Origin of the sequence: Modicisalibacter sp. MOD 31.J, from assembly GCF_020147985.1 — a bacterium.
Lineage (GTDB): Bacteria > Pseudomonadota > Gammaproteobacteria > Pseudomonadales > Halomonadaceae > Modicisalibacter > Modicisalibacter coralii.
This window is the reverse complement of sequence record NZ_JAGXFF010000003.1, coordinates 586327-612344: the sequence shown is the minus strand read 5'-3', so window position 1 is coordinate 612344 and position 26018 is coordinate 586327. Positions and strand designations below refer to the sequence as shown.

At 67.7% G+C, this 26018-nt stretch carries 22 protein-coding genes; 8 read left to right on the top strand and 14 right to left on the bottom strand.

What is annotated here, in order from left to right:
* Positions 1 to 2: 2 nt before the first annotated feature.
* The 4 genes from KGR00_RS13380 to KGR00_RS13365 form a co-directional block, all read right to left on the bottom strand.
* Entirely contained in the window at positions 3 to 1637 is a 1635-nt protein-coding gene (locus tag KGR00_RS13380; protein WP_224418287.1) for a methyl-accepting chemotaxis protein, read from the bottom strand.
* A 402-nt stretch (positions 1638 to 2039) separates the two neighbouring features.
* Positions 2040 to 2915: a DMT family transporter gene (locus tag KGR00_RS13375; protein WP_129141689.1), complete on the bottom strand. Its 876-nt coding sequence runs from the start codon at positions 2913 to 2915 to the stop codon at positions 2040 to 2042.
* A 259-nt stretch (positions 2916 to 3174) separates the two neighbouring features.
* On the bottom strand, positions 3175 to 3660 hold the full coding sequence (locus KGR00_RS13370; RefSeq protein ID WP_129141688.1) for a pyridoxamine 5'-phosphate oxidase family protein: 486 nt from the start codon (positions 3658 to 3660) through the stop codon (positions 3175 to 3177).
* A gap of 122 nt (positions 3661 to 3782) precedes the next feature.
* Positions 3783 to 5459, bottom strand: a complete 1677-nt coding sequence (locus KGR00_RS13365) for a methyl-accepting chemotaxis protein (protein WP_224418288.1) — start codon at positions 5457 to 5459, stop codon at positions 3783 to 3785.
* A 144-nt stretch (positions 5460 to 5603) separates the two neighbouring features.
* Here KGR00_RS13365 and KGR00_RS13360 point away from each other — a divergent pair, with 144 nt between their 5' ends.
* Entirely contained in the window at positions 5604 to 6107 is a 504-nt protein-coding gene (locus KGR00_RS13360) for a TspO/MBR family protein (RefSeq protein WP_224418289.1), read from the top strand.
* 60 nt (positions 6108 to 6167) lie between these two features.
* Here the strand turns inward: KGR00_RS13360 and KGR00_RS13355 are convergent, their stop codons facing one another.
* The 4 genes from KGR00_RS13355 to KGR00_RS13340 form a co-directional block, all read right to left on the bottom strand.
* Complete coding sequence (locus KGR00_RS13355; RefSeq protein ID WP_224418290.1) at positions 6168 to 8303, bottom strand: methyl-accepting chemotaxis protein; 2136 nt, start codon at positions 8301 to 8303, stop codon at positions 6168 to 6170.
* Entirely contained in the window at positions 8293 to 10173 is a 1881-nt protein-coding gene (locus KGR00_RS13350) for a methyl-accepting chemotaxis protein (RefSeq protein ID WP_224418291.1), read from the bottom strand. The genes KGR00_RS13355 and KGR00_RS13350 overlap by 11 nt, the downstream gene beginning before the upstream one ends.
* Before the next feature lie 215 nt (positions 10174 to 10388).
* The gene (locus tag KGR00_RS13345) at positions 10389 to 10820 is read right to left on the bottom strand and encodes a host attachment protein (protein ID WP_129141682.1); all 432 of its coding nucleotides are present in this window, start codon (positions 10818 to 10820) and stop codon (positions 10389 to 10391) included.
* An 83-nt stretch (positions 10821 to 10903) separates the two neighbouring features.
* Complete coding sequence (locus KGR00_RS13340) at positions 10904 to 11566, bottom strand: LuxR C-terminal-related transcriptional regulator (RefSeq protein WP_224418292.1); 663 nt, start codon at positions 11564 to 11566, stop codon at positions 10904 to 10906.
* Between the two features lie 203 nt (positions 11567 to 11769).
* Between KGR00_RS13340 and fdhF the strand changes: the two genes are divergently transcribed.
* From fdhF to KGR00_RS13320, 4 genes are all read left to right on the top strand, one after another.
* On the top strand, positions 11770 to 14748 hold the full coding sequence (fdhF, locus tag KGR00_RS13335; RefSeq protein WP_224418293.1) for a formate dehydrogenase subunit alpha: 2979 nt from the start codon (positions 11770 to 11772) through the stop codon (positions 14746 to 14748).
* Positions 14748 to 15296, top strand: a complete 549-nt coding sequence (locus KGR00_RS13330) for a hypothetical protein (RefSeq protein ID WP_224418294.1) — start codon at positions 14748 to 14750, stop codon at positions 15294 to 15296. The genes fdhF and KGR00_RS13330 overlap by 1 nt, the downstream gene beginning before the upstream one ends.
* A 123-nt stretch (positions 15297 to 15419) precedes the next feature.
* Positions 15420 to 15926: a hypothetical protein gene (locus KGR00_RS13325; protein WP_224418295.1), complete on the top strand. Its 507-nt coding sequence runs from the start codon at positions 15420 to 15422 to the stop codon at positions 15924 to 15926.
* A gap of 130 nt (positions 15927 to 16056) precedes the next feature.
* Complete coding sequence (locus KGR00_RS13320; protein WP_224418296.1) at positions 16057 to 16986, top strand: AEC family transporter; 930 nt, start codon at positions 16057 to 16059, stop codon at positions 16984 to 16986.
* 51 nt (positions 16987 to 17037) lie between these two features.
* Here the strand turns inward: KGR00_RS13320 and KGR00_RS13315 are convergent, their stop codons facing one another.
* The 6 genes from KGR00_RS13315 to hemE all read right to left on the bottom strand — a co-directional run bounded on the left by KGR00_RS13315 (position 17038) and on the right by hemE (position 22926).
* Positions 17038 to 17805 (bottom strand): amino acid ABC transporter ATP-binding protein, encoded by a 768-nt coding sequence (locus KGR00_RS13315; RefSeq protein WP_275423170.1) that lies wholly within the window; start codon positions 17803 to 17805, stop codon positions 17038 to 17040.
* Between the two features lie 66 nt (positions 17806 to 17871).
* Positions 17872 to 18954 (bottom strand): amino acid ABC transporter permease, encoded by a 1083-nt coding sequence (locus tag KGR00_RS13310; protein WP_224419831.1) that lies wholly within the window; start codon positions 18952 to 18954, stop codon positions 17872 to 17874.
* A gap of 34 nt (positions 18955 to 18988) precedes the next feature.
* Positions 18989 to 20179, bottom strand: coding sequence for an amino acid ABC transporter permease (locus KGR00_RS13305; RefSeq protein ID WP_224418297.1), 1191 nt, complete (start codon positions 20177 to 20179; stop codon positions 18989 to 18991).
* A gap of 77 nt (positions 20180 to 20256) precedes the next feature.
* Positions 20257 to 21285 (bottom strand): amino acid ABC transporter substrate-binding protein, encoded by a 1029-nt coding sequence (locus tag KGR00_RS13300; RefSeq protein WP_224418298.1) that lies wholly within the window; start codon positions 21283 to 21285, stop codon positions 20257 to 20259.
* Positions 21286 to 21509: 224 nt separating this feature from the next.
* Positions 21510 to 21854, bottom strand: coding sequence for a VanZ family protein (locus KGR00_RS13295; protein ID WP_224418299.1), 345 nt, complete (start codon positions 21852 to 21854; stop codon positions 21510 to 21512).
* A gap of 4 nt (positions 21855 to 21858) precedes the next feature.
* A complete protein-coding gene (hemE, locus tag KGR00_RS13290) occupies positions 21859 to 22926 on the bottom strand; it encodes a uroporphyrinogen decarboxylase (RefSeq protein ID WP_224418300.1) in 1068 nt (355 codons plus the stop codon).
* A 189-nt stretch (positions 22927 to 23115) separates the two neighbouring features.
* Here hemE and ribA point away from each other — a divergent pair, with 189 nt between their 5' ends.
* The 3 genes from ribA (at position 23116) to arcD (ending at position 25999) form a co-directional block, all read left to right on the top strand.
* Positions 23116 to 23751 (top strand): GTP cyclohydrolase II, encoded by a 636-nt coding sequence (gene ribA / locus KGR00_RS13285; RefSeq protein ID WP_129141310.1) that lies wholly within the window; start codon positions 23116 to 23118, stop codon positions 23749 to 23751.
* Positions 23752 to 23798: 47 nt separating this feature from the next.
* Positions 23799 to 24458, top strand: a complete 660-nt coding sequence (locus KGR00_RS13280; protein WP_224418301.1) for a hemolysin III family protein — start codon at positions 23799 to 23801, stop codon at positions 24456 to 24458.
* A gap of 113 nt (positions 24459 to 24571) precedes the next feature.
* Positions 24572 to 25999, top strand: a complete 1428-nt coding sequence (arcD, locus tag KGR00_RS13275) for an arginine-ornithine antiporter (RefSeq protein WP_224418302.1) — start codon at positions 24572 to 24574, stop codon at positions 25997 to 25999.
* Positions 26000 to 26018: the final 19 nt, after the last annotated feature.

Here is a 26018-nt window from a genome sequence, read left to right as displayed (position 1 = left end):
CCTCAGGCCCAGGACGTCGACGTCTCGCGCCCTTCCTCCAGCGACGGCAGCGCGGCGACCCCGTCGTCCGGGGCGCCGCCGGCCGTCTCGCCCTCGTTCAGCTTGAAGCTGGCGATCATCGTCGCCAGGCGCTGCGACTCCGCTTCCAGCGAGGCGGCCGCCGAACTGGTCTGCTGCACCAGGGCGGCGTTCTGCTGGGTGACCGAGTCCATCTCGGTGACCGCGGTATTGATCTGGCCGACCCCCGACTCCTGCTCCCTGGCCGCCATCGACAAGTCGTCCAGCATCCGCGACACCTGCTCGATCGAGCCGACCACCTCGCGGATCTTCTCGCCGCTGCGTCCCGCCTGGCGCGAGCCGGTGGCGATCCGGTCGGTGACCTTTTCGATCATGCCGCGGATCTCGCGCGAGGACTCGGCGGTCCGCGTCGCCAGCGTACGCACCTCGCTGGCCACCACGGCGAAGCCGCGGCCGTCCTCGCCGGCCCGCGCCGCCTCCACCGAGGCGTTGAGGGCGAGGATGTTGGTCTGGAAGGCGATCGAGTCGATGACCTCGATGATCTCGCCGATCTGCTGGGAACTGGTCTCGATCTCCGCCATCAGCTCCACGGTCTGCTCGACCTCCCGGGTACCGGTCTCGGCCTGATCGCTGGCCTCGCTGGAGAGCGCGTTGGCCTTCTGCGACGTGTCGGTGTTCTGGCTGACCAGCGACGAGATCTGTTCCATGCTGGCGGCCGTTTCCTGCAGGGCGGAGGCCTGCTGTTCGGTCCGCGACGACAGGTCCTGACTGCCGCTGGCGATCTGGGCCGCGCCGGTGGCGACGCTGTCGCTGCTCGCCCGCAGCGAGCCGACCAGGGTACGCAGGCGCTGCTGCATGTCCTGCATCGCCGAGAACAGCTGGCCGATCTCGTTCCGGCCGTGCGAGGGAATCGTCGCGACGAGATCGCCGTCGGCGATCCGCTCGCAATGCGTGACCGCCTCGCGCAGCGGCGCGACGATCCGTCGCGAGACCCCACGCAGGACCAGCGCGACGATCCCCAGGGCCAGCAGCAGCAGGCCGATGCCGACCCCGTTGGCCAGCGTGGCGAACCGGGCATCCTCCATGATCAGCGTGTCGCCGCGCTCTTCGGCATAGTGCACGAAGTCATCCACCGCGCCGGCGAACGCTGTGTAACCGGCGAGAAAGTCCGCCCGTTCATCGGTCAGAGCACTGGCGTCGCCGGCGCGAATCGCGGCCAGGAAGTCGGCGCTCATGGCCTGAGCGTAGGCGTCGACGATCGCCTCGACGTAGGGCAGGCGTTGGCTGTCCGGGGGCAGATCGACGTTACGGAACTGCTCGAAACGATCGGCCGCCTGGGCGAAGGAATCCTGGGCGGCGGTTAGCTCCCGAGCGGCCTGGTCGTTCATGTCGCGGCGCCGGAACTCGTCGAACTTGAGAACATGGCTCTGCCCCTCGGCCATGTTGACCTGAGCGCGATTCAGGGTATTGACCTGTTCGACGTTGATCTCGGCCAGTTCCGAAAGGCTGGCGCTGCTCACCGAATGCGAATAGAAGCCCAGTCCACTGACCGCGGCGAGCATGAAGACCAGAACGCCGAAGGCGATGAAAAGCCCCTGCTTGACCGATAGGTTTGCCATCCCGGCACCTCGTTTGTCGTGTGTGCTTTATTGTCTCTCATCACACTTTGGATCGGCGAAGAGGCGCGGATCTTTAACGCCTTTCGACGTCACTCGAACACCGTCCCGGGATCGACGAGGTCTTAAAATCAACGAATGCTAATTGAATAATTATTGATAGATGAGAGAAGGTTAGCCGACCAACACAACGTACCGAGAGGCCGAGTCATCGGCGAAATTCTCCGACGAAAAGCACGGCAATGGCATGTCGACCAGCCGGCCATTATCGTCGCCAAGGGAGCAGAAAAAGATGTCAGAAGGGCCGCCAATGACGGCCCACGAATGCCTGACCAGGCCGGGAATGACAACTACGGAAACACTGCCTAAATGGCGGCGTGGGCCAATCACCCCGCCGTGGCGCCCTCAGGTGCTGGGACGCGCCTTGATCGCCACCCGGCGCTCGTGGAGGGCGATCGCCACGCCACTGGCGATGATCACCCCGGCGCCGACGAAGACCCAGACGTCGGGCACCTCGCCCCACAACCACCAGCCGAGCAACACCGCCCAGACCATCGCCGTGTAGTCGAAGGGCGCGGCGAGCGCCGCCGGGGCGTAACGAAACGCCAGGGTGATGCAGGACACCGCCCCCACCCCCAGCACGCCGGAGCACACGAACCCCAGCCAGTGGATGCCCTGGGGCGTGCGCCAGACCCCGGGCAGCAACAGCGCGCTGACCACCAGCGGCACCAGGGTGGCGTAGAAGACCATCGCCCAGAGCCGCTCCTTGCCGCCATAGCGGCGCGCGGTGATCATCATCAGCGCATAGCACACCGCCGCGCCGACCACGATCAGCGCCCCCCACTGAAAGCCCGACGCCCCGGGACGCACCACGATCAGCACTCCGGCGAAGCCCACCAGCGAGGCCGCGAAGGGCACCGCCTCGACCCGCTCCTTGAGCAGCGGGCCGGAGAGCAGGGTCACGAACAGCGGCGCGGCGAAGGCGATCGCCGTGGTCTCGGCCAGCGGCAGCAGGGTCAGCCCGGTGACGAAGCAGAACATGGTGCCGGCGAAGATCAGTCCGCGCAGCAGGTGCACGCCGGGCCGGCGCGTCTTCAGTGCCGCCCAGCCGCCGTTGAGGCGGGCCAGCAGGGCGATCAGCGGCAGCGAGATCAGGGTGCGGAAGAAGATGATCTGGATCGGGTCGTAACTGGCGCCCAACCACTTGGACACCGCATCCCCCAGCGCCAGGCACAAGACACCGGCACACATGATCAGGATCCCCAGCAGCGACGACGACATGCCCACCTCCACAGACGCACGATGGCCGCGACGCGAGCGTCGCAGCCATCGACAATGAACCGGACCGGTTTACCCACCGGCCTTCGAGCATAGCCGAAAGCCCGACGCACCGCGATGGTGCAAGTCGGATCGCGGCGTTGGCGGGTCGGAAACGACAACGCCCGATCGAAACGACCGGGCGCGGAAGTGGCAGGCGAGACTGTCAGGGAGAAGGGCGGAACGCCGCCACGCTTTTCGAGCGAGCGGCGAACGACCGCGCTCAACCGAACTTTTCGTTCTCGCCCATATCGGGCACGCTGCCCTGCTTGACGTTGGCCTTGGCGATCTCGTAGAGCTGAAACACCTTGCTTTCGCGGGCCTTCCAGTGCTCGCCGAACTTGACCTTGATCTCCATCAGCGTCAGGTCCGGGTCGTCCTTGCCGTCGGGGAACCAGGCGGCGACGAACGGGTTCCAGTACTTGTCGATCAGCTCGCGGTCGTCGTTGAGCCGGGCGGTGCCGGACAGCGAGACATAGACCCCCTCCTCCTGGTCGGAGAAGGTGATGCAGACGTCCTGATCGTCCCGGGTCTCGAAGACCTTCTCGGCACTGCGCCGGGTGTAGAACCACAGGGTGCCGTCGTAGGCATCCTGCACCAGATGCATGGGCCGCGCTCGTGGCATGGGGCCATCGAGGGTCACCAGCATCCCGACCTTGATGTCTTCGATCAGCTTCCAGATCTTCTGCTTGTGTTCCGGGCTCGACATACAGCGTTCCTCCTTGTCGCGGGTGGACCGTCGATCCGAAACGCGACGGCCCCTGGGCATCCTGCAGGGTGCAGCCTAGTCAGGGAGCGGCCGACCGGGCAAGCTCGCGATCCCCCGACCGGCTAGAACTCGTCCCACTCCGACTCCCGCTGAGCGGCGGCAGCGGGTCGCGGCTCGTGGCGCACAACGGCGGCTTGCCGCTGCGGGGCGGTCGCTGACGGATCGCCCTCGGGCAGCGCCTGCCACTGTGCATCGTCATCGATCCGGAAGCGGCCGATGATGTCCGTCAGGCGCCGGGACTCGTCGCGCAGCGTGCCGGCCGCGGTACTGGTCTGCTCCACCAGCGTGGCATTCTGCTGGGTCACCGAATCCATCTGGGTGACCGCCGCGCCGATCTGCTCGACCCCGGCGTCCTGCTCACGGGCGGACATCGCCAGTTCATCGATCAGCTCGGCGACCCGACGGATCGAGGCCACCACCTCATGGATCTGCTCGCCGCTGCGTCCGGCCTGCGCGGAGCCCGAGGCGATGGTCTGCGAGACCTGCTCGATCATGTCGCGGATCTCGCGCGAGGACTCGGCGGTGCGGGTCGCCAGGGTCCGTACCTCGCTGGCGACCACCGCGAAGCCACGGCCGTTCTCGCCGGCTCGGGCGGCCTCGACCGAGGCGTTCAGGGCCAGGATGTTGGTCTGGAAGGCGATCGAATCGATGACCTCGATGATCTCGCCGATCTGCTTCGACCGCGACTCGATCTCCTGCATCAGCGCCACCGTCTGTTCCACTTCACCGGCGCCCCGTTCGGCCTGATCGGCGGCGGTACCCGAGAGCTGATTGGCCTGTTCGGCGGTCTGGGCGTTCTGGCGCACCGTGGACGAGATCTCCTCCATGCTCGAGGCGGTCTCCTGCAACGCCGAGGCCTGCTGTTCGGTACGCGACGACAGGTCCTCGCTGCCGGCGGCGATTTCCTCGCCTCCTCGGGCGACGGCGTTGCTGCTCGTCTTGAGCCTGCCGACCAGCCGCTTGAGCCCGCCTTGCATGGCGGCCATGGCCGTGTAGAGCTGGCCGATCTCGTTGTCGCCCTGCGCGCGGATATCGCCGGTGAGGTCACCCTCGGCGATGCGCTCGCAGTGGTCGACCGCCTCGCGCAGCGGCGTCACCAGCCAGCGCTTGACGCCCAGCACGATCACCACGATGAGGCCGATCGTCAGCCCCAGCAGGAGCAAACCCAGCAGGTTGGCCAGCGTCGCGAAACTCGCGTCCTCGGCGATCAGGTCGTTGCCTCGCTGTTCGGCGAAGTGCACGAAGTCGTCGACGGCATCGGCGAACTCGGCATAGCTTTCGAGAAAGGCGTCGTCGTTGGCGAGCAGGGCCTGGGCATCGCCGCTGGCCAGGGCGTCGAGGAAGGGCTGGTTGATCGCCTGATGATAGGCGTCGGTGACGGCCTCCACGTAAGGCCGGCGTTCGCTGTCGGCGGGCAGGTCGACACCCTCGAACTGAGCGAAGCGCTCGGTGGCTTGACCGAAGGCGCTTTGCGCCTTCGCCAGCCAGGTCTGCGCCTCGTCCGGCATGCCGCGCTGCTGGGCGTTCTCGAACTTGACCAGCCGCGTCTGTCCCTGGGACAGATTGACCTGGGTGCGATTGAGCGTGTTGACCTGCTCGACGTTGAGTTCGGCCAGTTCGTGCAGCCCGCGGCTACTCACCTCGTGGGCGTAGTAACCGAGACCGCCGATCAGGACCATCATCAGGGCCATCAGGCCGAAGGCCGTGAAGAGTCCCCGCTTCACTGAAATATTGCGCATGGGTCGTTGTCTCCCTCGCCATCCTGGCGGATGCACGAATCGGATGAGTGGAGTACCGATACATGGAAAGCGGTATCGGCCGGGGTTTCAAAAACTTGAACAAGTGTTGTACAACAGTTTTATTCTTGTCTGAAAGGAGTTGTCATGTCAGCACTTCCGGGACGCCGTCAGGGCGTCGGTCTGCTGGGCTGGTTCGCCCTGTGCTTCGTGGCGGCCGGCATCGGCGCGCTGGCCTCGGTGGACGCCGCCGCCTTCTACGCCAGACTGGCGCAACCGGCCTGGGCGCCACCCGCGGCGGCCTTCGGCCCGGTCTGGACCACGCTCTATGCGCTGATGGCGATCGCCGCCTGGCTGGTCTGGCGCCGCGCCGGGTGGCGGGACGCCCACCGCGCGCTGTCGCTGTTCGTGATCCAGCTGGCGGTCAATGCCTTGTGGAGCTGGTTGTTCTTCGTCTGGCATCTGGGGGCTCCCGCTTTCGTCGGTACGCTCGCGCTGTGGGGGCTGATCGCGGCGACGCTGATCGCCTTCTGGCGCAAGAACCGCCTGGCCGGCGTATTGCTGGTGCCCTACCTCGCCTGGGTGAGCCTGGCCACCGCGCTGACCTGGTCCGTCTGGCAGGCCAACCCGGGACTGCTGGGTCTTTCCTGAAAGGCGAAAACGGGCCGCAATCGCGGCCCGTTCCGTGGTACGTCCCGACGTCGGTCGGCGTCAGCCCGGCTCGTGCTCCGGCAGGGCGCGACCGCGGGTCGCCCGCCCCGAGGTCAGGGCGTAAGGCGCCGGCGCCTCGCTGCGCCGGCGCAGGGTGAAGGTGCCCACCACCTCGGCGAGTCGCTGGGCCTGGGCCTTGAGCTCCTCGGCGGCGGTGGCGGTCTGCTCGACCATCGCGGCGTTCTGCTGGGTCATGCGATCGAGGTCGGCGACCGCCTGGTTGACCTGGCCGATGCCCTGACTCTGCTCGCGGGTCGCGGCGTTGATCTCGCTCAGCACGTCGGTGACCCGCGTCACGCTCGCCACGATCTCGTCCATGGTCGTCCCGGCAGTACGCACCCGTTCGGCGCCGCTGCGGGTCTTGGCGGTGGAGGCGTCGATCAGTTCCTTGATCTGGCGGGAGGCGTCGGCGCTGCGGCTGGCCAGCTGACGCACCTCGCCGGCGACCACCGCGAAGCCGCGGCCCTGCTCGCCGGCCCGGGCCGCCTCCACCGAGGCGTTGAGCGCCAGCAGGTTGGTCTGGAAGGCGATACCGTCCATCAGCGTGACGATCTCGGCGATCTGTCGCGACGAGGCCTCGATCTCGTCCATGGTCTGTACCACCTCACTCACCACCTGACCGCCGCGGGTGGCGACGTCGGACGCCGAGGCGGCCAGTTGATCGGCCTGGCGCGCCGAATCGGCGGTGTGCTCGACGGTGCTGGTCAGCTCTTCCATCGACGCCGACGACTCCTGGATGCTCGACGCCGCGGACTCGGTCCGCGCGGAGAGATCCTGGCTGCCGGTGGCTATCTCGGCCGAGGCCACCCGCACCGAGTCGCTGCTGTCGCGGACCTCGACCAGCACGTCGTGCATCTTCTCGGCGAAAGCATTGAACTGGGTGGCCACATCGGCGGTCTCGTCGCGCCCCCGCACCGGTAGCCGCTGGGTCAGATCGCCGCCGCCCGAGGCGATGTCGCGCATGCGTTCGGCCAACTGGCGCAACGGCCTGGCGATGCGACCGCCGAGCAGCCAACTGGCCAGCAGGCCGACCCCGGCGATCGCCAGGCCGACGGCGATCATGCCCAGCATGGAGGCGTGACGCTGCGCGCCGAGCTGCGCTTGCAGATCGTTCAAGCCGGCCATGACGGCGCTCTGCGGCAGCCGCACCATCAGCACCCAGGGCTTGTCGATCCCGGCGACCTCGAATGGCCAGTAGAGCACCACATCGCCGTCGGTCGTGGTATACACCGAGTCGCCGGACTGGGCCTGCTGGACCCGTGACACGGCCGCCTCGCCGAGCGCGCCGGCCATCGGCTTGCCCAGGGCATCGGCGTGCCCGGTAAAGGCCGTGATACCGCCGCGCGGGGCGATCAGCACCATCTCGCCGGCGCCGTCGTAGAGGGAGGCGTTGGCCTGATCCAACAGCCCCTGGATGAAGTCGACGGCGAGATCGACACCGGCGCTGCCGCGAAACTCGCCATCGACCAGGATCGGCGCGTTGAACGAGGTGACCAGCAGCATCTTGCCGTTGTAGTCGTACAGGTGGGGATCGACGATACAGCTACGCCGGGTCTCCTTGGGGCACAGGTAGTACTCCCCCTGGCGGATGCCCGAGTCGTCGCGCTCCTGACTCTCCATGCCACTGCCCAGCGCCAGGACCTCGATATCGCCGCTCTTGGTGCGATACCACCAGGGCATGAAACGCCCATCGGGGCCGTATCCCTGGTCCTCGCGTCCGGTGTAGAGCGCATCGTGGCCGAAGGCGTCGGGCTCCCAGCCGATGAAGGCGTCGAGCAGTTCGGGGTTGTCGACCACCATCTGACGCACCACCTCCGAGAGCTCGTCGCGGCTGAGCGTCAGCGGCGCCGGGCCGCCCGCATCGGGTTTCGCCATCATCGCATTCAACGACGCCAGGTTGCGCGCCAGCGTCATGGCGTGTTCCAGCCTGGACTGAATGCGCGTCGCCTGGTCGGAGGCCACCGCCTCGAGCCGCTCGGCGATACTCGTCTCGAGCAGATCGCTCGTCTGCGCGTCCACCAGCGCCTGATTGCGGGAATTGGCGAACATCGAATAACCCACCAGGGCCACCACGACGAGCAGGATGCAACTGCCGACGAGCGTCGTGACCAGCGTACGTACGGATTTAAATTGCATAGTCCGGCTCTCTCCGGGCGGTGTTGGCGGCGGTCGCGGGTGCTGCCGGCAGTGGCTCTGCCGATCGGGTGCGCCGCGTCAACGTGAAGGAACCCACCGCCTCGGCGAGTCGCTGGGCCTGGGCCTTGAGCTCCTCGGCGGCGGTGGCGGTCTGCTCGACCATCGCGGCGTTCTGCTGGGTCATGCGATCGAGGTCGGCGACCGCCTGGTTGACCTGGCCGATGCCCTGACTCTGCTCGCGGGTCGCGGCGTTGATCTCGCTCAGCACGTCGGTGACCCGCGTCACGCTCGCCACGATCTCGTCCATGGTCGTCCCGGCAGTACGCACCCGTTCGGCGCCGCTGCGGGTCTTGGCGGTGGAGGCGTCGATCAGTTCCTTGATCTGGCGGGAGGCGTCGGCGCTGCGGCTGGCCAGCTGACGCACCTCGCCGGCGACCACCGCGAAGCCGCGGCCCTGCTCGCCGGCCCGGGCCGCCTCCACCGAGGCGTTGAGCGCCAGCAGGTTGGTCTGGAAGGCGATACCGTCCATCAGCGTGACGATCTCGGCGATCTGCCGCGACGAGGCCTCGATCTCGTCCATGGTCTGTACCACCTCACTCACCACCTGACCGCCGCGGGTGGCGACGTCGGAGGCCGAGGCGGCCAGTTGATCGGCCTGGCGCGCCGAGTCGGCGGTATGCTCGACGGTGCTGGTCAGCTCTTCCATCGACGCCGACGATTCCTGGATGCTCGACGCCGCGGACTCGGTCCGCGCGGAGAGATCCTGGCTGCCGGTGGCGATCTCGGCCGAGGCCACCCGCACCGAGTCGCTGCTGTCGCGGACCTCGATCAGCACGCCCTCGAGCTTGTCGACGAAGTGGTTGAAGCCATCGGCGATCTGCGCCACCTCGTCGCGCCCATGAACCGGCAGCCGGCGGGTCAGATCGCCGCTGCCGGAGGCGATGTCCTCCAGCGCGTCGCGCACGCGCTCCAGGCCGCCGAAGGCGCGCCTCAGCCACAGGCCCAGCAGGACCGCGGCGATCAGCGTGACGATCACCAGCGTGACCAGTGCGGAGCGGATGATCGCGCGCAGCCCGGCCGTCGCCTCGCGTTCGTCGAGCGCCACGGCGAGTCGCCAGTCGGTACCGGTGATCGGCACGACCTCGAGTCGCTGGGCGGCGTCGCCGATCGTGACCGGCTGCCAGCCAGGCTGGTCGGCCAGGGCATTCATGTCGCTGGCGGTGAGTCCCGCGCTCAGCGCCGAGAGCGGTTCGAGGGTCAGTGCCTCGTCGGGATGGGCGATCAGGGTGTCGCCGGTGCTCAGGAAGGCGAAGCTCGAGGGCGTGGGCCGGATCGCCGCCACCGTGTCGACGATGGTCGCGATCGCCACATCGCCGCCGATCACTCCCCAGAGCTTGCCGTCACGCTTCACCGGCGTGGCGAACGACACCGCCGGCTTGCCGGAATTGGCATCGATGAAGGGCTTGGAAACGATGGTCCCGCCGTGCGCCACGGCATCCCGATACCAGCCACGCTGGCGGGGATCGAAATCGTCGGGCGGCACCCAGCCATCGGACATGACGATGCTGCCGTCGGTCTTGCCGACATACGCCGCGATGAAGCCCCCCGATTCGGCGAGCTGAATCAGGGCCGGCAGCGGATCGCCCTCGGCGACCGGCTTGCGGGCCGCCTCGATCATGCGACGACGATCGTCGATCCAGACTTCGATGGTATCGCGGCCGCCCTCGGCGGTCGCCGCCAGGCTCTTGCCGATGGCGTTTTCGTAATGACTGCGTACGGTGAAATAGCTGGTACCCGCGACCAGCAGCATGGCCACGGCAATGATGGCCACGCAGGCCACCTGAATGCGGCGTTTCAGGGAGGACAGCATGTCGGAAATCTCACTCAGGGCTTGGGTCGATCGATCATCGATAGGGCGCGCCGTCTTCGTGTGCGGCGCTTATGGGCCATATCGGCTGCTGTCAAGACAACTTGAGTGGCGATTCCCGAAACGTTGCCCGGGATCAAGGACGAACCGGGCACGCAGAAAAACGCCGTCCCGGATGGCGGGGCGGCGTTGCGATGGTCGTCGAGGGTGGGGTGGGATCAGGCGTAGGGCTTGCCCAGCGCCTCGGCGATCTTCTCCTTGGAGGCCTTGGAGAGGTCCTTGTCGAGCTCCCTGACCACCATGTCGCGGGTGTTGGAGTCCATCTTGTCGCGCAGCAGCCCGAGGAACCTGGGCTCGGCGATGATCACGAAACTGTCCGCCTTGCCCTGGGAGCGCGCATCCTTGAGATAGCCGGCGACCTCCTTGGCGAAGAACATCGCATGCTTGTCGGACGTGGCGTCGTCGTTGCCGGTCTGGCGAAGATTGGCACCGCCTCCGCCGCCGGACTCGCCCTTGCCGCCGGTGCGCAGATCGCCGGTATGCTCGCGGCTCTCCGGGTGGGACAAGTCCTCGACCTCGTTCATCTTACCGGCTGCATAGGCAAAGACACGGGCACGCGCCGCATCGGTGGCAACGATGTAAGTGGTCATGGAGTCTCCTTATTCCTGTGGCACATTTGCGCGTCGACCCATCCTCGGTCGCCCCTTCAGGATGGGCGATCCCGCCCCGCCGATCAACGTCGCCATGCCCGCCCCGGCCCGGCGGCCGGCTCGCCTTCACGGACGACCAGCCAGAGGCGCACCAGGCACGCCAGTGAATCGACCTCCAGCTTGGTCATGATCCGGGCACGATGCAGCTCGACGGTCTTGGGGCTGATCCCCAGTTCCGCGGCGATCGCCTTGCTGGTCGCACCGTCGACGACGCCGTCGAGCACCTCGCGTTCACGTGGCGTCAGCCGCGCGAATCGCTCGCCCACGTCCAAGCGCTGGCGACGCGCCCGACACCGGGCGAGATCACCCCGGGTCGCCCAGTTCACCCGCTCGCGGAGTTCCCCGGCCGCCAACGGCCGCAGCAGGACATCGGCCGCTCCGGCACGCATCGCCCTCAGCCCCAGCACGGCATCGGCCTCGCCGGCGAGAAACACCACGGGGGGCGGGTCGCCCTGCGCCGCGAGGCGCTGCTGAAACGCCACGCCATCCATGCTCGGCAGGCGCAACTCGCTGACCACACAACCCGGCGTGCGACACGACGCGTCGGCGAGCGTCCGGGCCCAGACGGCAAGGAACTCGCGCCCGCCGGCATAGCGTTGCACCGGCCAGGGCAGGTGGCGGGCCCAGTCGTGCGCTGCCCGGGCCGAGCCGTTGTCGACGAGGTGAATCGTGGGTGTGTCCTGCATGGAGCCTCCGCGGGTTGCCGTCCGTGGCGAGACGCGGCCGCAGCTGCGTCATGCTCAGCGTAGTCGCTGGACTAGGGGTTTTCCCCTATGGCGACATCCGCCGCGAGACACTTTACTTAACAGACGAATGGAATCCGCTAACGATACCCGGCCGGAAACTGGCGTCCGGCCCGACCGTGTCTCTCTGAGAGGGAGCAAGCACCATGCACGACGAAGCGCAAACGGATACGCGCTGCACGATCCACGTCGACGGCCAGCGCATCGAGGCCTTGCCGGGCGAACCGCTGATCGCCTGCCTGGAACGTCATCACATCGACCTGCCCCACCTCTGCTATCACCCGCAACTCGGCCCGCTGGAAACCTGCGATACCTGCTGGGTCGCCACCGGCGCCGGCCTGACCCGCGGCTGCACGCTGCGTGCCGAGGAAGGCCTGGCGGTCGAGCTGTCGCCCCATGAGGCCGACGCGGCACGCCACGAAGGCATCGACCGGGTGATCGCACGCCACGAGCTCTACTGCTCGGTGTGCGAGAACAACAACGGCAACTGCGAGGTGCACAACACCGTGCGCGACATGCAGGTGCCCAACCAGCGCTACCCCTACGAGCCCAAGCCCTACGCCAAGGACACCTCGCACCCCTTCTACACCTACGATCCCGATCAGTGCATCCTCTGTGGGCGCTGCGTCGAGGCCTGCCAGAACCTCGAGGTCAACGAGACGCTGACCATCGACTGGGAGCGCGAGCATCCCCGCGTGCTGTGGGACGGCGGCGAGGTCGCCGACGAATCGAGCTGCGTGTCCTGCGGCCAGTGCGTTACCGCCTGCCCCTGCAACGCGCTGATGGAGAATTCCATGCACGGCGAGGCGGGGCCGCTGACGGCGATGTCGTGGGACGTCAAGCGCCCGCTCACCGACGCCGTCAAGCGCCTGGAGCCGGTGACCGGCTTCGGGCCGATCTTCGCCATGTCGGAAGTCGACGCCACCCAGCGTCATGCCGACATCCAGCGCACCAAGACGGTATGCACCTACTGCGGGGTGGGCTGCTCGTTCGAGATGTGGACCCGGGGGCGCGAGATCCTCAAGGTCCAGCCCACCGAGCACGGCCCGGCCAACGGCATCAAGACCTGCATCAAGGGCAAGTTCGGCTGGGACTTCGTCAACAGCGACAAGCGCCTTACCCAGCCGCTGATCCGCGACGGCGAGCACTTTCGCGAGGCCAGCTGGGACGAGGCGCTCGATCTGGTGGCGCGCCGCCTCGGCGAGATCAGCGAGACCCACGGCCGGGACTCGCTGGCCTTCGTCGCCTCGAGCAAGTGCACCAACGAGGAGTCCTACCTGACCCAGAAACTGGCCCGGGCGGTGTTCGGCACCAACAATGTCGACAACTGCTCGCGCTACTGCCAGAACCCGGCCACCACCGGACTGTTCCGCACCGTCGGCTACGGCGGCGACTCGGGCAGCATCAGCGATCTGGAGATGGCCGACCTGATCCTGATGGTCGGCACCAACACCGCCGAGAACCACCCGGTGATCGCCTCCTCGCTCAAGCGCGCCCAGAAGCATCACGGCCAGCAGCACATCGTCGCCGACGTACGCCGCCACGAGATGGCCGAGCGTGCCGATTTGTTCCTGCAACCGCGCAACAGCACCGACCTGGTGTGGCTGTGCGCGGTGACCCGCTATCTGATCGACCACGGTTACGCCGATCGCGAGTTCATCGACGCCCACGTCCATGGCTTCGAGGAGTATCGACGCTCGCTGGAGCCGTTCACCGTCGGCTACGCCGCCGAGATCACCCGCCTCAGCGAGGCATCGATCATCGAGGCCGCCGAACGCATCGGTCGCGCCGAGCGGGTCTGCGGCCTGTGGGCGATGGGCGTGACTCAACACACCTACGGTTCCGACACCAGCACGGCGATCTCCAACCTGCTGCTGGTCACCGGCAACTACGGCCGCCCCGGCACCGGCGGCTACCCGATGCGCGGCCACAACAACGTCCAGGGCGCCAGCGACTTCGGCTCGCTGTGCAACATCTTCCCCGGCTATCAGTCGGTCGAGGATGCCGACGCCCGCGAGCACTGGCGTCAGGGCTGGGGCGTCGACTGGCTGCCCGAAAAGGCCGGCTTCAACAACCACTCGATGATCGACGCGGTCAGCGAGGGCAAGCTCAAGGCGATGTACATCATCGGCGAGGAGAGCGCGCTGGTCGACGCCAACGCCAACCACGTGCGCGAGAACTTCGGCCGGCTCGAATTCATGGTGGTGCAGGACATCTTCTTCTCGCGTACCGCCGAGTACGCCGACGTGGTGCTGCCGGCGGCGCCGAGCGTCGAGAAGGAGGGCACCTTCGTCAACACCGAACGACGTATCCAGCGCCTCTATCAGGTCATGGAGCCGCTCGGCAACGCGCGCCCCGACTGGGCGATCCTCGCCGACCTGGGGCGCCGCCTGGGCCATCCCTGGGACTATCGTCACCCGTCCGAGATCATGGACGAGGTGGCCAGCCTCAGCCCGCTGTTCGCCGGGGTCAGCTACGCGAGACTGGAAGGCTGGCAGTCGCTGCAGTGGCCGGTGGCCGCCGACGGCACCGACACCCCGCGGCTCTACGCCGACCTCGAGTTCCACTTCGACGACGGCATGGCGCGCTTCCATCCGGTCGAATGGCGCGACTCGCCCGAACGCATCGACGCCAAGTACGACCTGCACCTCAACAACGGCCGCGTCCTCGAGCACTTCCACGAAGGCAACCTGACCGGCGCGGGCCGCATCAACGACAAGCTCGCGGAGGTCTTCGTCGAGGTCAGCCCCGACCTGGCCCGGGCGCGCGGTGTCGAGACCGGCAGCCTGGTACGGCTGACCTCGCGGCGCGGCGAGATCGAATTGCGCGTGCTGGTCACCGACCGCGTGGTCGGCCACGGCCTGTACGTGCCGCTGCACACCCGCGAAGGCAACGTCAATCGCCTGACCGGCGATCACGCCGATGTCGCCGTGGACACCCCGGCCTACAAGGAGATCGCCGTGAAGATGGACGTGCTCCAGACCGAGGGCCCCTCGCCGCTACCGCGCAACAACCACCGCAACGGCAAGCGTATCCCGATCCAGGATATCGGTGTCGACCGCAAGTGGGCGCGCAGCGACTACCAGCGCCCGCCCCATGCCTCACCCGACCCGGAGCGATTCTGATGGCCAAGGCAATCAAGCCCGACCAGGTGCCCGCCGGCGCCTTCGGCGGCAAGACGGCGCCCGACGCCCACGATGAACTCGAGCGGCTGATCGAGAACCTGCACCGGCGGCAGGTCTTCCGCACGCTCAATGTCTTCCTCGAAGCCTTGCCCGAGACCTCGCGGCTGTTCGCCGAGGAACTCGACAGCGACACCGGCGTGCGCGGCGGGGCCAACCTTTACCTGCTGCTGCGCCTGCTCGGCCGGGTGCCACCCGAGGAGCTCCAGCGCTGGCTCGACGCCGCCGCCCGCGGCGTCAGCGCCGCCTCCCGGGAGGAGGCCAGCGAGGCCTACCCGCCACCGGGTGTGCTGGGGGTCAAGGATCTGCTTCACGACGAGGCACTGTGGCGCTCGCTGGGCCCGCTGCTGGAGGGGCTCAAGGCGTTCAGCGGCGGGCTGCAGGAGTCCGGGACCGGGTCGACCGGTTCACGCCCCGACCCCGAGACGGGTGCCGACGTGCCGCCGGCACGGGCCGGCAGCGGCCGTGATCCACTGGACTCGTCTGGGTAAACGCCGCGCCTCGTGGGTTTAGCGCTGCCGCAGCGGCAATGTTAGTATTGACTAACCGGCAAGGAGTGCCGGCCGTCATCGCATTGCATCCCCGCTGCGACCCGAATGGAGGCTCTGCCCACGATGCGCAATTTCCTGTTCCTGCGCCACCCGCTGCCCCGGCGCACCCTGGTGTTCTGTCACGTCGTCACGCAACTGGCGCTGTTCGTGGCCGGGCTGGTCTGGCTGGCGCGCCACAGCCCGCCGCTGTCCGGTGGCGCCTGGACGACGAGCTGGCCGACCCTGGCGCTGGGCGGCGGCGTCTGGCTGCTGAGCCTGGTGGGCGTGCGCCTGCTCGCCGAGTTGCTGATGCTGCCGTACCACCTGGCCGGGCTGCGCAACGCCGACTCGCCGGGCGCGGTGATGACACGCGCCTACGACCGCCGTCCCGCCGTCCACGATCCCGAGCGTCGCTGGGTCAACGACATCTCGCCGGTCATTTCGGAAGAGGCCGTGGGCGAGGCCCGGGTCACCCGGCCCCGCCAGTCGCTCAAGACCCGCCTGCACAGCCCCACCGAGCCCGGCGTCGCCGGCGAGGCTCGCAGTGCCGTGGCGGCACCGGGCAAGCAGCGCCAGGAGCCCAGCCTCTAGGGGCCTGACTTGTGCGCGGCGAGCATTGGACGCTTCCCGCGAATCACCTTAGGCTAGTGCCTCGCTTCACAGGCGGGGCGGCGTGCCACCGGGCGTGGTCCCCGCTTCGCCGGACGGGAACCCCTAGCCAATGTCGTCGGTCGTCAATGTCATCCTGCCCATCTTCGGGCTGATCCTGATCGGTTATCTCTGCCGCAGGACGGGCCGGCTGGGCGAGACCGCCGCCTCCGAGCTCAACCGCTTCGTGGTCTGGCTGTGCCTGCCGGCGCTGCTGTTCCGCGCCACCGCCACGGCGACCTGGGCCGAGATCTGGCACCCGCAATTCCTCGCGGTGGTCGCCATCGGCACGCTCACGGTGTTCATCGCCACCCTGGCCTATCGGCTGCGCGGGTCGCGCCATCTGGCGGATGCCAGCATCGACGGGCTCGGCGCCGCCTACGCCAACACCGGTTACGTGGGCATTCCACTGAGCCTACTGGTGCTCGGCGAAGCCGGGCTGGAACCGGCGCTGATCGCCACGCTGTTCGTCGCCTGCGTGCTGTTCGCCATCGCCGTGATCTGCATCGAGGTCGGCCTGCAGGCCGAACGGTCCCCCTCCCACGCGGTGCTCAAGGTGGCCAAGGCACTGGCCAGGAATCCGCTGGTGGTGTCGCCGCTGCTGGGGGCGCTGTGGGCGCTTTCCGGGCAGGACCTGCCGCATGCCCTGGACGCCTTCCTGCGCCTGCTCGGCGATGCGACGACGCCGTGCGCGCTGGTGTCGCTGGGGCTGTTCCTGGCCCAGAAGCAATCGGGGTCGACGCAGGGCACCCTGGGGCTGGTGGGCCTCAAGCTGTTCGTGCACCCCTTGATCACCTGGGTGCTTGCCTATCAGGTATTCTCCCTGCCGCCGCTGTGGGCACAGTCGGCGCTGCTGATGAGCGCCCTGCCGACCGGTACCGGCCCCTTCATGCTCGCGGAGTTCTACCGGCGCGAGGCGGCGGTGGTCTCGCGCACGGTGCTGCTGTCGACGCTGGGCTCGCTGGTCACCCTGTCGCTGTGCCTGTACCTGATCCAGGGATGACGGCGGGGCGTGACGGCATCGCGCGTCACGCCCCGGTCGCGCCCTTCCCGGTCAGTGACCGAGAATCTGGCTGAGGAAGGTCCGGGTGCGCTCGGAACGCGGCTCGTTGAAGAACCTCTCCGGCGGCGCCTGCTCGATGATCTGACCCTGGTCCATGAAGATCACCCGGTCGGCGACCGTCTTGGCGAAGCCCATCTCGTGGGTCACGCAAAGCATGGTCATGCCCTCGCGGGCCAGTTCGACCATCACGTCGAGCACTTCCTTGATCATCTCCGGGTCGAGCGCCGAGGTCGGCTCGTCGAAGAGCATCACCTCCGGGCGCATGCACAGCGCCCGGGCGATCGCCACGCGCTGCTGCTGCCCGCCGGAGAGCTGGCCCGGGTACTTCTTCGCCTGATTGGCGATCTGCACCCGGTCGAGGAATTCCATGGCGGTCTTCTCGGCCTCGCGGCGCGGCTTCTTCTGCACCCAGATCTGCGACAGGCAGCAGTTCTCGAGCACCGTGAGGTGGGGGAACAGGTTGAAGTGCTGGAACACCATGCCCACCTGACGGCGAATCTGCTCGATGCGCTTGATGTCCTGGGTCATGGTCACGCCGCCGACGACGATCTCGCCCTGCTGGTGCGCCTCGAGATGATTGATGCAGCGGATCATCGTCGACTTGCCCGACCCGGAGGGGCCGCAGATGACGATGCGTTCGCCGCGCGCGACGCTAAGGTCGATGTCGCGCAGCACGTGAAAATCACCGTACCACTTGTTGAGCCGCTTGATCTCGATCATCGGCTCGCTGTCGTGCCGGGGGGCGGAGGCTTCACTCATGGCAGTTTCCTGAGGGTCCTGCGCTCGTCGCCAGCGGGCCACGAGCGGCGGTTATGGTTGTGGATGTCACCGCTTGTGGCCGGTATGCAGCCGGCGCTCGATGTACTGGCTGTAGCGCGACATGCTGAAGCAGAAGACCCAGTAGACCAGCGCGGCGAACACGTAACCCTCCATCGCGAAGCCCAGCCAGTCGGTGTCGGTCAGGCCGGCGCGGATGATCGCCAGCAGATCGAACAGGCCGATGATCAGCACCAGCGAGGTGTCCTTGAACAGCGAGATGAAGGTGTTGACGATGCCCGGGATCACCAGCTTGAGCGCCTGGGGCAGGATGATCAGCCCCATGCGCTGCCAGTAGCTCAGCCCCAGGGCCTGGCCGGCCTCGTTCTGGCCCTTGTCGATCGCCTGCAGGCCGCCGCGTACCACTTCCGCCATGTAGGCGCTCCAGAAGAACATGATGCCGATCAGCGCACGCAGCAGCTTGTCGAACTCGATCTCCGAGGGCACGAACAGCGGCAGCATCACCGAGGCCATGAACAGCACGGTGATCAGCGGCACGCCGCGCCAGAACTCGATGAAGATCACGCTCACGCCCTTGACCAGCGGCATCGTCGAACGCCGCCCCAGCGCCAGCAGCACACCGATCGGCAACGAGCCGACGATGCCCACCACGGCCACGGTCAGGGTCAGCATCAGCCCGCCCCATTCGCGGGTGGGCACTTCCATCAGGCCGAAGTGGCCACCCACCAGCAGGAAGTAGGCGATGATCGGGAAGCCGACCAGCGCGAACAGCCCCACCCACGGCTTGGCCGGCAGGCGGGGGAGCGCCAGCCAGGCGATCAGCGCGGCCAGCATCGCGAAGACGAGATCCACGCGCCAGCGCGCCGCCTCGGGATAGAAGCCGTAGACGATCGACTCGAAGCGCGCCGAGATGAACACCCAGCAGGCGCCATCGCCGCTGCAGGCATCGCGCGTCGAGCCGAGCCAGTCGGCGTCGAACAGGCTCCATTCCAGGAAGGGCCACAGCAGCCGCGCCAGGATCGCGATGGTGACGATCGAGACGAGCGAGTTGAGGGGCCCGGAGAACAGGTTGGCACGCAGCCAGCCGAGCACGCCGCGGCGCTGGTCGGGGGGCTCGCGGGCCTCGATCATCTGGGTACGGACGGGGGTCGGTGACGAGGCCATGTCAACGCTCCTTGAGCAGCGTGCGCGCGTTGTAGAGGTTCATCAGCAGCGACACCAGCAGGCTGATCACCAGATAGACGGCCATGGTCATGGCGATGATCTCGATCGCCTGGCCGGTCTGGTTGAGCGTGGTCCCGGCGAACACCGCGACGATGTCGGGGTAGCCGATCGCCGTGGCCAGCGACGAGTTCTTGATCAGGTTCAGGTACTGGCTGGTCAGTTGCGGGACGATCACCCGCATCGCCTGGGGAATGACGATCTTGCGCAGGGTGATGCCGCCGGGCAGGCTCAGCGAGCGTGCCGCCTCGGTCTGCCCATGGGGCACCGACTGGATGCCCGAGCGCACGATCTCGGCGATGAACGCGGCGGTGTAGATCGACAGCGCCAGCCACAGCGCCATCAGCTCGGGCATGATGTTGATGCCGCCACGGAAGTTGAAGCCCTTGAGCTCGGGTATCGACCACGCCAGCGGCGAACCACTGGCCAGAAACACGATCAACGGCAGACCGACGACCAGGGCGGCGCCGATCCGATACATCGGCAGCGCCTTGCCGGTGGCCGCCTGGCGGCGACGGGCGAAGACCGCCAGCACCACGGTGAGGACCACCGCGACCACCAGCGCCCAGGGCGTGGCGGCGAACCCCGACAATGCCTCGGGGGCCGGCACCACCAGGCCGCGCACGTTGAAGAAGAAGGTATCGAACAGCGACAGGCTCTGGCGCGGCGAGGGCAGCGAGCGCAGCACCGCGAAGTACCAGAACAGGATCTGCACCAACAGCGGCACGTTGCGGAACGCCTCGACGTAGATCGTCGCCAGCCGGGCCAGCAGCCAGTTGGGCGAGAGCCGGGCGATGCCCACCGCGAAGCCGATGATCGTCGCCGCGACGATCCCCAGGACCGAGACCAGCAGGGTATTGAGCAGGCCGATCACGAAGGTGCGGCCGTAGGTGTCGTCGCTGGTGTAGTCGATCAGCGTCTGGGGGATGGAAAAGCCGGCGCGCTCGCCGAGGAAGTCGAAGCCGGTGCGGATACCGCGGGCCTCGAGATTGGCCAGGGTGTTATGGACCAGAAAACCGATGAAGACCGCCAGGAACGCGAACAGCAACCCCTGGACGATCAGGGCGCGCATGGCGGGGTCGCGCCACAGCGGACCCCGCCCGCGACGCGGGATGGACGTGGTGGGACGCAGCATGAGTGATCTCGACTCGGGCGGATAAGCCTGACCCGCGCGCCCTCGTGAGGCGCGCGGGGCTCGTTACGTCCAGCGGCTCAGCGAACCGGCGGGGCGTACTGGATGCCGCCGTCGGTCCACAGCGCGTTGATGCCGCGCTCGATCTCGAGCGGTGAATCCATGCCTACGGTGTGCGCATAGACTTCACCGTAGTTGCCCACCTTCTTGACGATGTTGTAGGCCCAGTCGTTGGACAGACCCAACTGCTCGCCGTAGTTGCCGTCCTGCCCGAGCAGACGCGCGACATCGGGGTTGGGCGGGTTGTCGCGCATCTGGTCGACGTTGTCGCTGGTCACGCCCAGTTCCTCGGCGTTGAGCATCGCGAACAGCGTCCACTTGACGATATCGAACCACTGGTCGTCGCCCTGGCGGACCACCGGGCCCAGCGGCTCCTTGGAGATGCGCTCGGGCAGGATCTTGACGCTGGCGGGGTCGGCGAGCTGCAGGCGCAACGCGGCGAGCTGCGAGGAATCGGAGGTCAGCACGTCGCAGCGGCCGCTGTCGAAGCCCTGGGCGGTCTGGTCCGAGGTGTCGAAGGCGACCTGCTGGAACTGCATGTCGTTGGCCTTGAAGTAGTCGGCCATGTTGAGTTCGGTGGTGGTGCCGGCCTGCACGCAGATCGAGGCGCCGTCGAGCTCGGTGGCACTGTCGATGCCCAGATCCTTGCGGATCAGGAAGCCCTGGCCATCGTAGAAGTCGACCCCGGCGAAGTTCAGCCCCAGGGAGTCGTCGCGGGTCGCGGTCCAGGTGGTGTTGCGCGAGAGCACGTCGATCTCGCCGGACTGCAGCGCCGTGAAGCGCTCCTTGGCGGTCAGCGGCGTGAAGGAGACCGCCTCGGGGTCGGCGAAGACCGCCGCCGCCACGGCACGGCAGAACTCGACGTCGAGTCCCTGCCACTGGCCGTCCTGGTCGGGGGCCGAGAAGCCGGGCAGGCCGGTGCTCACCCCGCAGCGAAACTCGCCTTCGCTCTTGACGTCGTCGAGCGTCGCGGCCTGTGACTGGGAGGCCACAGCCGCCGCCAGCAGGGCGGCGGGCAACAGGATCAGGCTGTTGTTCTTGATTCGCATGTCGGATTCAACTCCCTGTCGTTGTCATTGTCGGTGCATGCAGGCGCATGGCCCGAACAACGCTTGCAAGGAGCGTTCCAACCTGGCCCGTGAGTCGCTTTCATCTCATGGCAACGTGGGATTTGCCGCGGCGATGCCACCCCGCGGCGGCGACACGAGCGCTATCAGCGTGCGGTCGCGTGCCTCGACGCGCCGTTTCGGTGCGGGGTCGACGGCGGCCGCCATCAGGCAGCGGTGCGCCGACGTCGCCAGGCCAGCAACAGGCCGCCGGCCAGCAACGCCCCCAGGGTGTTGGCGAGGATGTCCAGCGGGTCGCCGCCGGCCCGCCCGGGCACGCCGAGCTGAGCCAGCTCGATGACGACCCCGTAGACGACGGCGACCCCAGCGGCGACCGCCAGGCGCCAGCCTGCCAGCCCCAGCGCACCGCTGAGCGCGGCGTAGGCCGCCAGGTGGTTGAACTTGTCCCACGGCAGATGCGCGGGCAATTCGTCGGCGGGGGTCAGGCTGCCCCAGGCGATGCCCGCGGCGACGCCCAGCGCCGCCAGGGCCCACCCCCGATGGCCGGGCATCGCCTCAGCCCAGCGGATGGTAGGCCGGGCTCAGCTCGTGCAGCGCCTCGAGGAAGTCGCTGACGCGCTGCGGGTCGGTATGCTGGCTGATGCCGTGGCCCAGGTTGAAGACATGCCCCGGGCCGGCGCCGTAGCTGTCGAGGATGCGTGCCACCTCGGCGCGGATCGCCGCCGGCCGCGCGAACAGCACGCTGGGGTCGAGGTTGCCCTGCAGGGCGACCCGGTGGCCGACCCGCGAGCGGGCATCGCTGAGTTCGGTGGTCCAGTCGAGCCCCAGGGCATCGGCCCCGGTCGCGGCGAGATGTTCGAGCCACTGACCGCCGTTCTTGGTGAACAGGATCACCGGCACCCGCCGACCGTCGCCATCGCGCTGCAGCCCGGCGACGATCTGCTCCATGTAGCGCAGCGAGAACTCCAGGTAGGCCGGCGTCGACAGCGCCCCGCCCCAGGTATCGAAGATCTGCACCACCTGGGCGCCGGCACGGATCTGCGCGTTGAGGTAGTCGGTCACGGCGTGGGCCAGCAGGTCGAGCAACTGGTGCATCGCCTCGGGGTTGCCGTAGAGCATGCCCTTGACGTGGCGGAAGTCCTTGCTCGACGCTCCCTCGACCATGTAGGTGGCCAGCGTCCAGGGGCTGCCCGAGAAGCCGATCAGCGGCACCCGGCCATCGAGTTCGCGGCGGATCGCACGCACCGCGTTCATGACGTAGTCCAGGTCGCGCTCGGCGTCGGGCAGGCTCAGCGCTTCGACGTCGGCCTGGCTGCGCACCGGCTTTCTGAACTTGGGCCCCTCGCCGGTCTCGAAATACAACCCCAGCCCCATGGCGTCGGGAATGGTCAGGATGTCGGAGAACAGGATCGCCGCATCCAGGGGGAACCGCTCCAGCGGCTGCAGCGTCACCTCGCAGGCCCGGGCGGTGTCGCGGCACAGGTCCATGAAGCTGCCGGCCTCGCCGCGAACCCGGCGATATTCAGGCAGGTAGCGCCCGGCCTGACGCATCATCCATACCGGGGTGCGGTCCACCGGCTCACGGGCCAGGGCACGCAGAAGGCGGTCGTTCTTGAGTTCCATGAAAGTCTCGCTGTTCGCGGTTTTGACCCATTGTACCGGATGCGCCGGGGGGATTGGCGAGCGCCGTGCAGCGCCGTGTGCGCCCTGCCGGCAAGACGCGATACGGGTGAGCTCGATCGGCGATCCTGCTACCATGGACGCTTCATCGGCCGGGCGCTGGTGCCCGCCGGTTCGTTGTCGAGGGTAACCGTGACGATTCGCTTCATCGCCGCCTCCAGGCTCCCCACCCCCTGGGCCACCTTTACCATGCACGGCTTCGAGGACGAGGCCACCGGCAAGGACCACATCGCCCTGACGCTCGGCGACGTGGCGATCGGCGAGCCCGTGCTGGGGCGCGTCCATTCCGAATGCCTGACCGGCGACGCGCTGTTCTCGATGCGCTGCGACTGCGGCTACCAGCTTCAGGAGGCACTCAAGCGCATCGCCGCGGAAGGTCGTGGCGTGCTGCTCTACCTGCGCCAGGAGGGGCGCGGCATCGGCCTGCTCAACAAGATCCGCGCCTATCATCTGCAGGATCAGGGCTATGATACGGTGGAGGCCAACGAGCACCTGGGCTTCGGCGCCGACCTGCGCCGCTACGACCTGTGCGTACCGATGCTCGAGCATCTGGGCGTCTCGTCGCTGCGCCTGATGACCAACAATCCGCGCAAGGTCGACGCCCTGACCCGGGACGGCGTGACCATCAGTGAACGCGTGCCGCTGACCACCGGTCGAAACCCCCACAACGAGCACTACCTGTCGACCAAGGCCGGCAAGCTGGGCCACATGATGGCACTCGACGACTTCACCCCGGCCGGCGACGTGGACATCGAACGCAAGCCCTGAGCGCGCCCCGATCGCGCACCCCGGCTTGCCATGCGGGAGGCGCAACGATGAGTTCCGAGCCCACTGACGACACGACCTACAGTCTTCTCGAGGAGTCCCTGCACAGCATCAGCCACGGCATCGGCGCCGCGCTGAGCCTGGCCGGCATGGTGGTGCTGATCGTGCTCGCCAGCCTGGCGGCCCACGTCGACCCCTGGAAGATCGTCGGCGTCAGTCTCTACGGCGCCACCCTGGTGCTGCTCTACACCGCCTCGACGCTCTATCACGGCTTTCGCCATCCGCGCCTCAAGCGCGCCTTCAAGATCCTCGACCACTGCGCCATCTATGCGTTGATCGCCGGCACCTACACGCCCTTCCTGCTGGTCAACCTGCGCGGCCCGCTGGGCTGGACGCTGCTGGCGGTGATCTGGACCCTGGCCCTCGGCGGCATCGCCCTGAAGCTGATCTGGCCGCAGCGCTTCGGCGTGCTGCGGGTCGCCGTCTACCTGCTGATGGGCTGGCTGATCGTGGTCGCCTCGGGCGAAATGGGCCGCTCGCTCTCCGCGACCAGCCTGGACCTGCTGATCGCCGGCGGCATCACCTACACCGTGGGGGTGCTGTTCTACGCGATCCGCGCCATCCCCTTCCACCACGTCATCTGGCACCTGTTCGTGCTGGGCGGCAGCGTCTGCCACTACCTGGCGGTCTACAACGCCGTGCTCGCCTGACGACCGCACCCCCGATCGACGGACCAATCCATCCGGGTTGATCCATATCAGCCCGCCCCCTGCCGGCTCGCTCTAGACTGGCGTTGACATTCATCAACGCAGGGAGAGCCGTCATGGCCGTGACGCCACCTCGACTGAAGCTCGGCGCGCTGATCGCGCTGGTCGTGGGATCGATGATCGGCGGGGGAATCTTTTCACTGCCCCAGAACATGGCGGCCAGCGCCGGCGCCGGGGCCATCCTGATCGGCTGGGCCATCACCGCGGTGGGCATGCTGGCACTGGCCTTCGTCTTCCAGAGCCTGGCCAACCGCAAGCCGGAACTCGACGCCGGCGTCTATGCCTACGCCAGGGCGGGCTTCGGCGCCTACATGGGCTTCTCCTCGGCGTGGGGCTACTGGATCAGCGCCTGGATCGGCAACGTCAGCTATTTCGTCCTGCTGTTCAGCACCCTGGGGATCTTCTTCCCGATCTTCGGCGAGGGCAACAACCTGCCCGCGATCGTCGCCGCCTCGCTGGTCCTGTGGGGCGTGCACTTCCTGGTGCTGCGCGGCATCCGCGAGGCCGCCTTCGTCAACCTGGTCACCACCATCGCCAAGCTGGTGCCGCTGCTGCTGTTCATCGTGCTGGTCGCCACCGCCTTCCGCTGGGACGTCTTCACCCGGGATTTCTGGGGCCTGCAATCCCCCGATCTGGGCGGCGTCATGAACCAGGTACGTAACATGATGCTGGTCACCGTGTGGGTGTTCATCGGCATCGAGGGCGCCAGCGTCTACTCGGCCCGCGCCGAACGCCGTCGCGACGTCGGCCGGGCCACCGTGATCGGCTTCGTCGGCGTCCTGCTGGTGCTGGTCCTGGTCAACGTGCTGTCGATGGGCGTGCTGTCCCAGCCCGAGCTGGCCGGGCTCGGCAACCCCTCGATGGCCGGCGTGCTGGAACACGTGGTGGGTCACTGGGGCGCGGTGCTGATCGGCATCGGCCTGATCGTCTCGCTGAGCGGGGCGCTGCTCTCCTGGACGCTATTGTGTGCCGAGATCCTGCATGCCGCGGCCCGCGACGACACCATGCCGGCCTTCCTCAAGCGCGAGAACGCCCGCCAGGTGCCGGCCAACGCGCTGTGGCTGTCCAATGGCCTGATCCAGCTGTTCCTGGTGCTGACCCTGTTCAACGAATCGACCTACCTGAGCCTGCTCTACCTGGCGACGTCGATGATCCTGGTCCCCTACTTCTGGTCGGCCGCCTACGCCCTGCTGCTGGGCCTGCGCGGCGAGACCTACCGGAACGCTCCCGGCGAGCGTCGCCGCGACATCGTCGTCGCCCTGATCGCCACGCTGTACGCCGTCTGGCTGGTCTACGCCGGCGGTATCCAGTACGTGCTGCTCTCGGCCCTGCTCTATGCACCGGGGGCGCTGTTCTTCGCCAAGGCCCGCCGCGAACAGGGCCAGCCGGTCTTCACGACCGTCGAGAAGGGCATCGTCGCGCTGGTGCTGCTCGGCGCCCTGCTGGCCATCTACGGGCTCTACAGCGGTTTGCTGAGCCTGTGACGCGCCCCGTTTCCCCTTT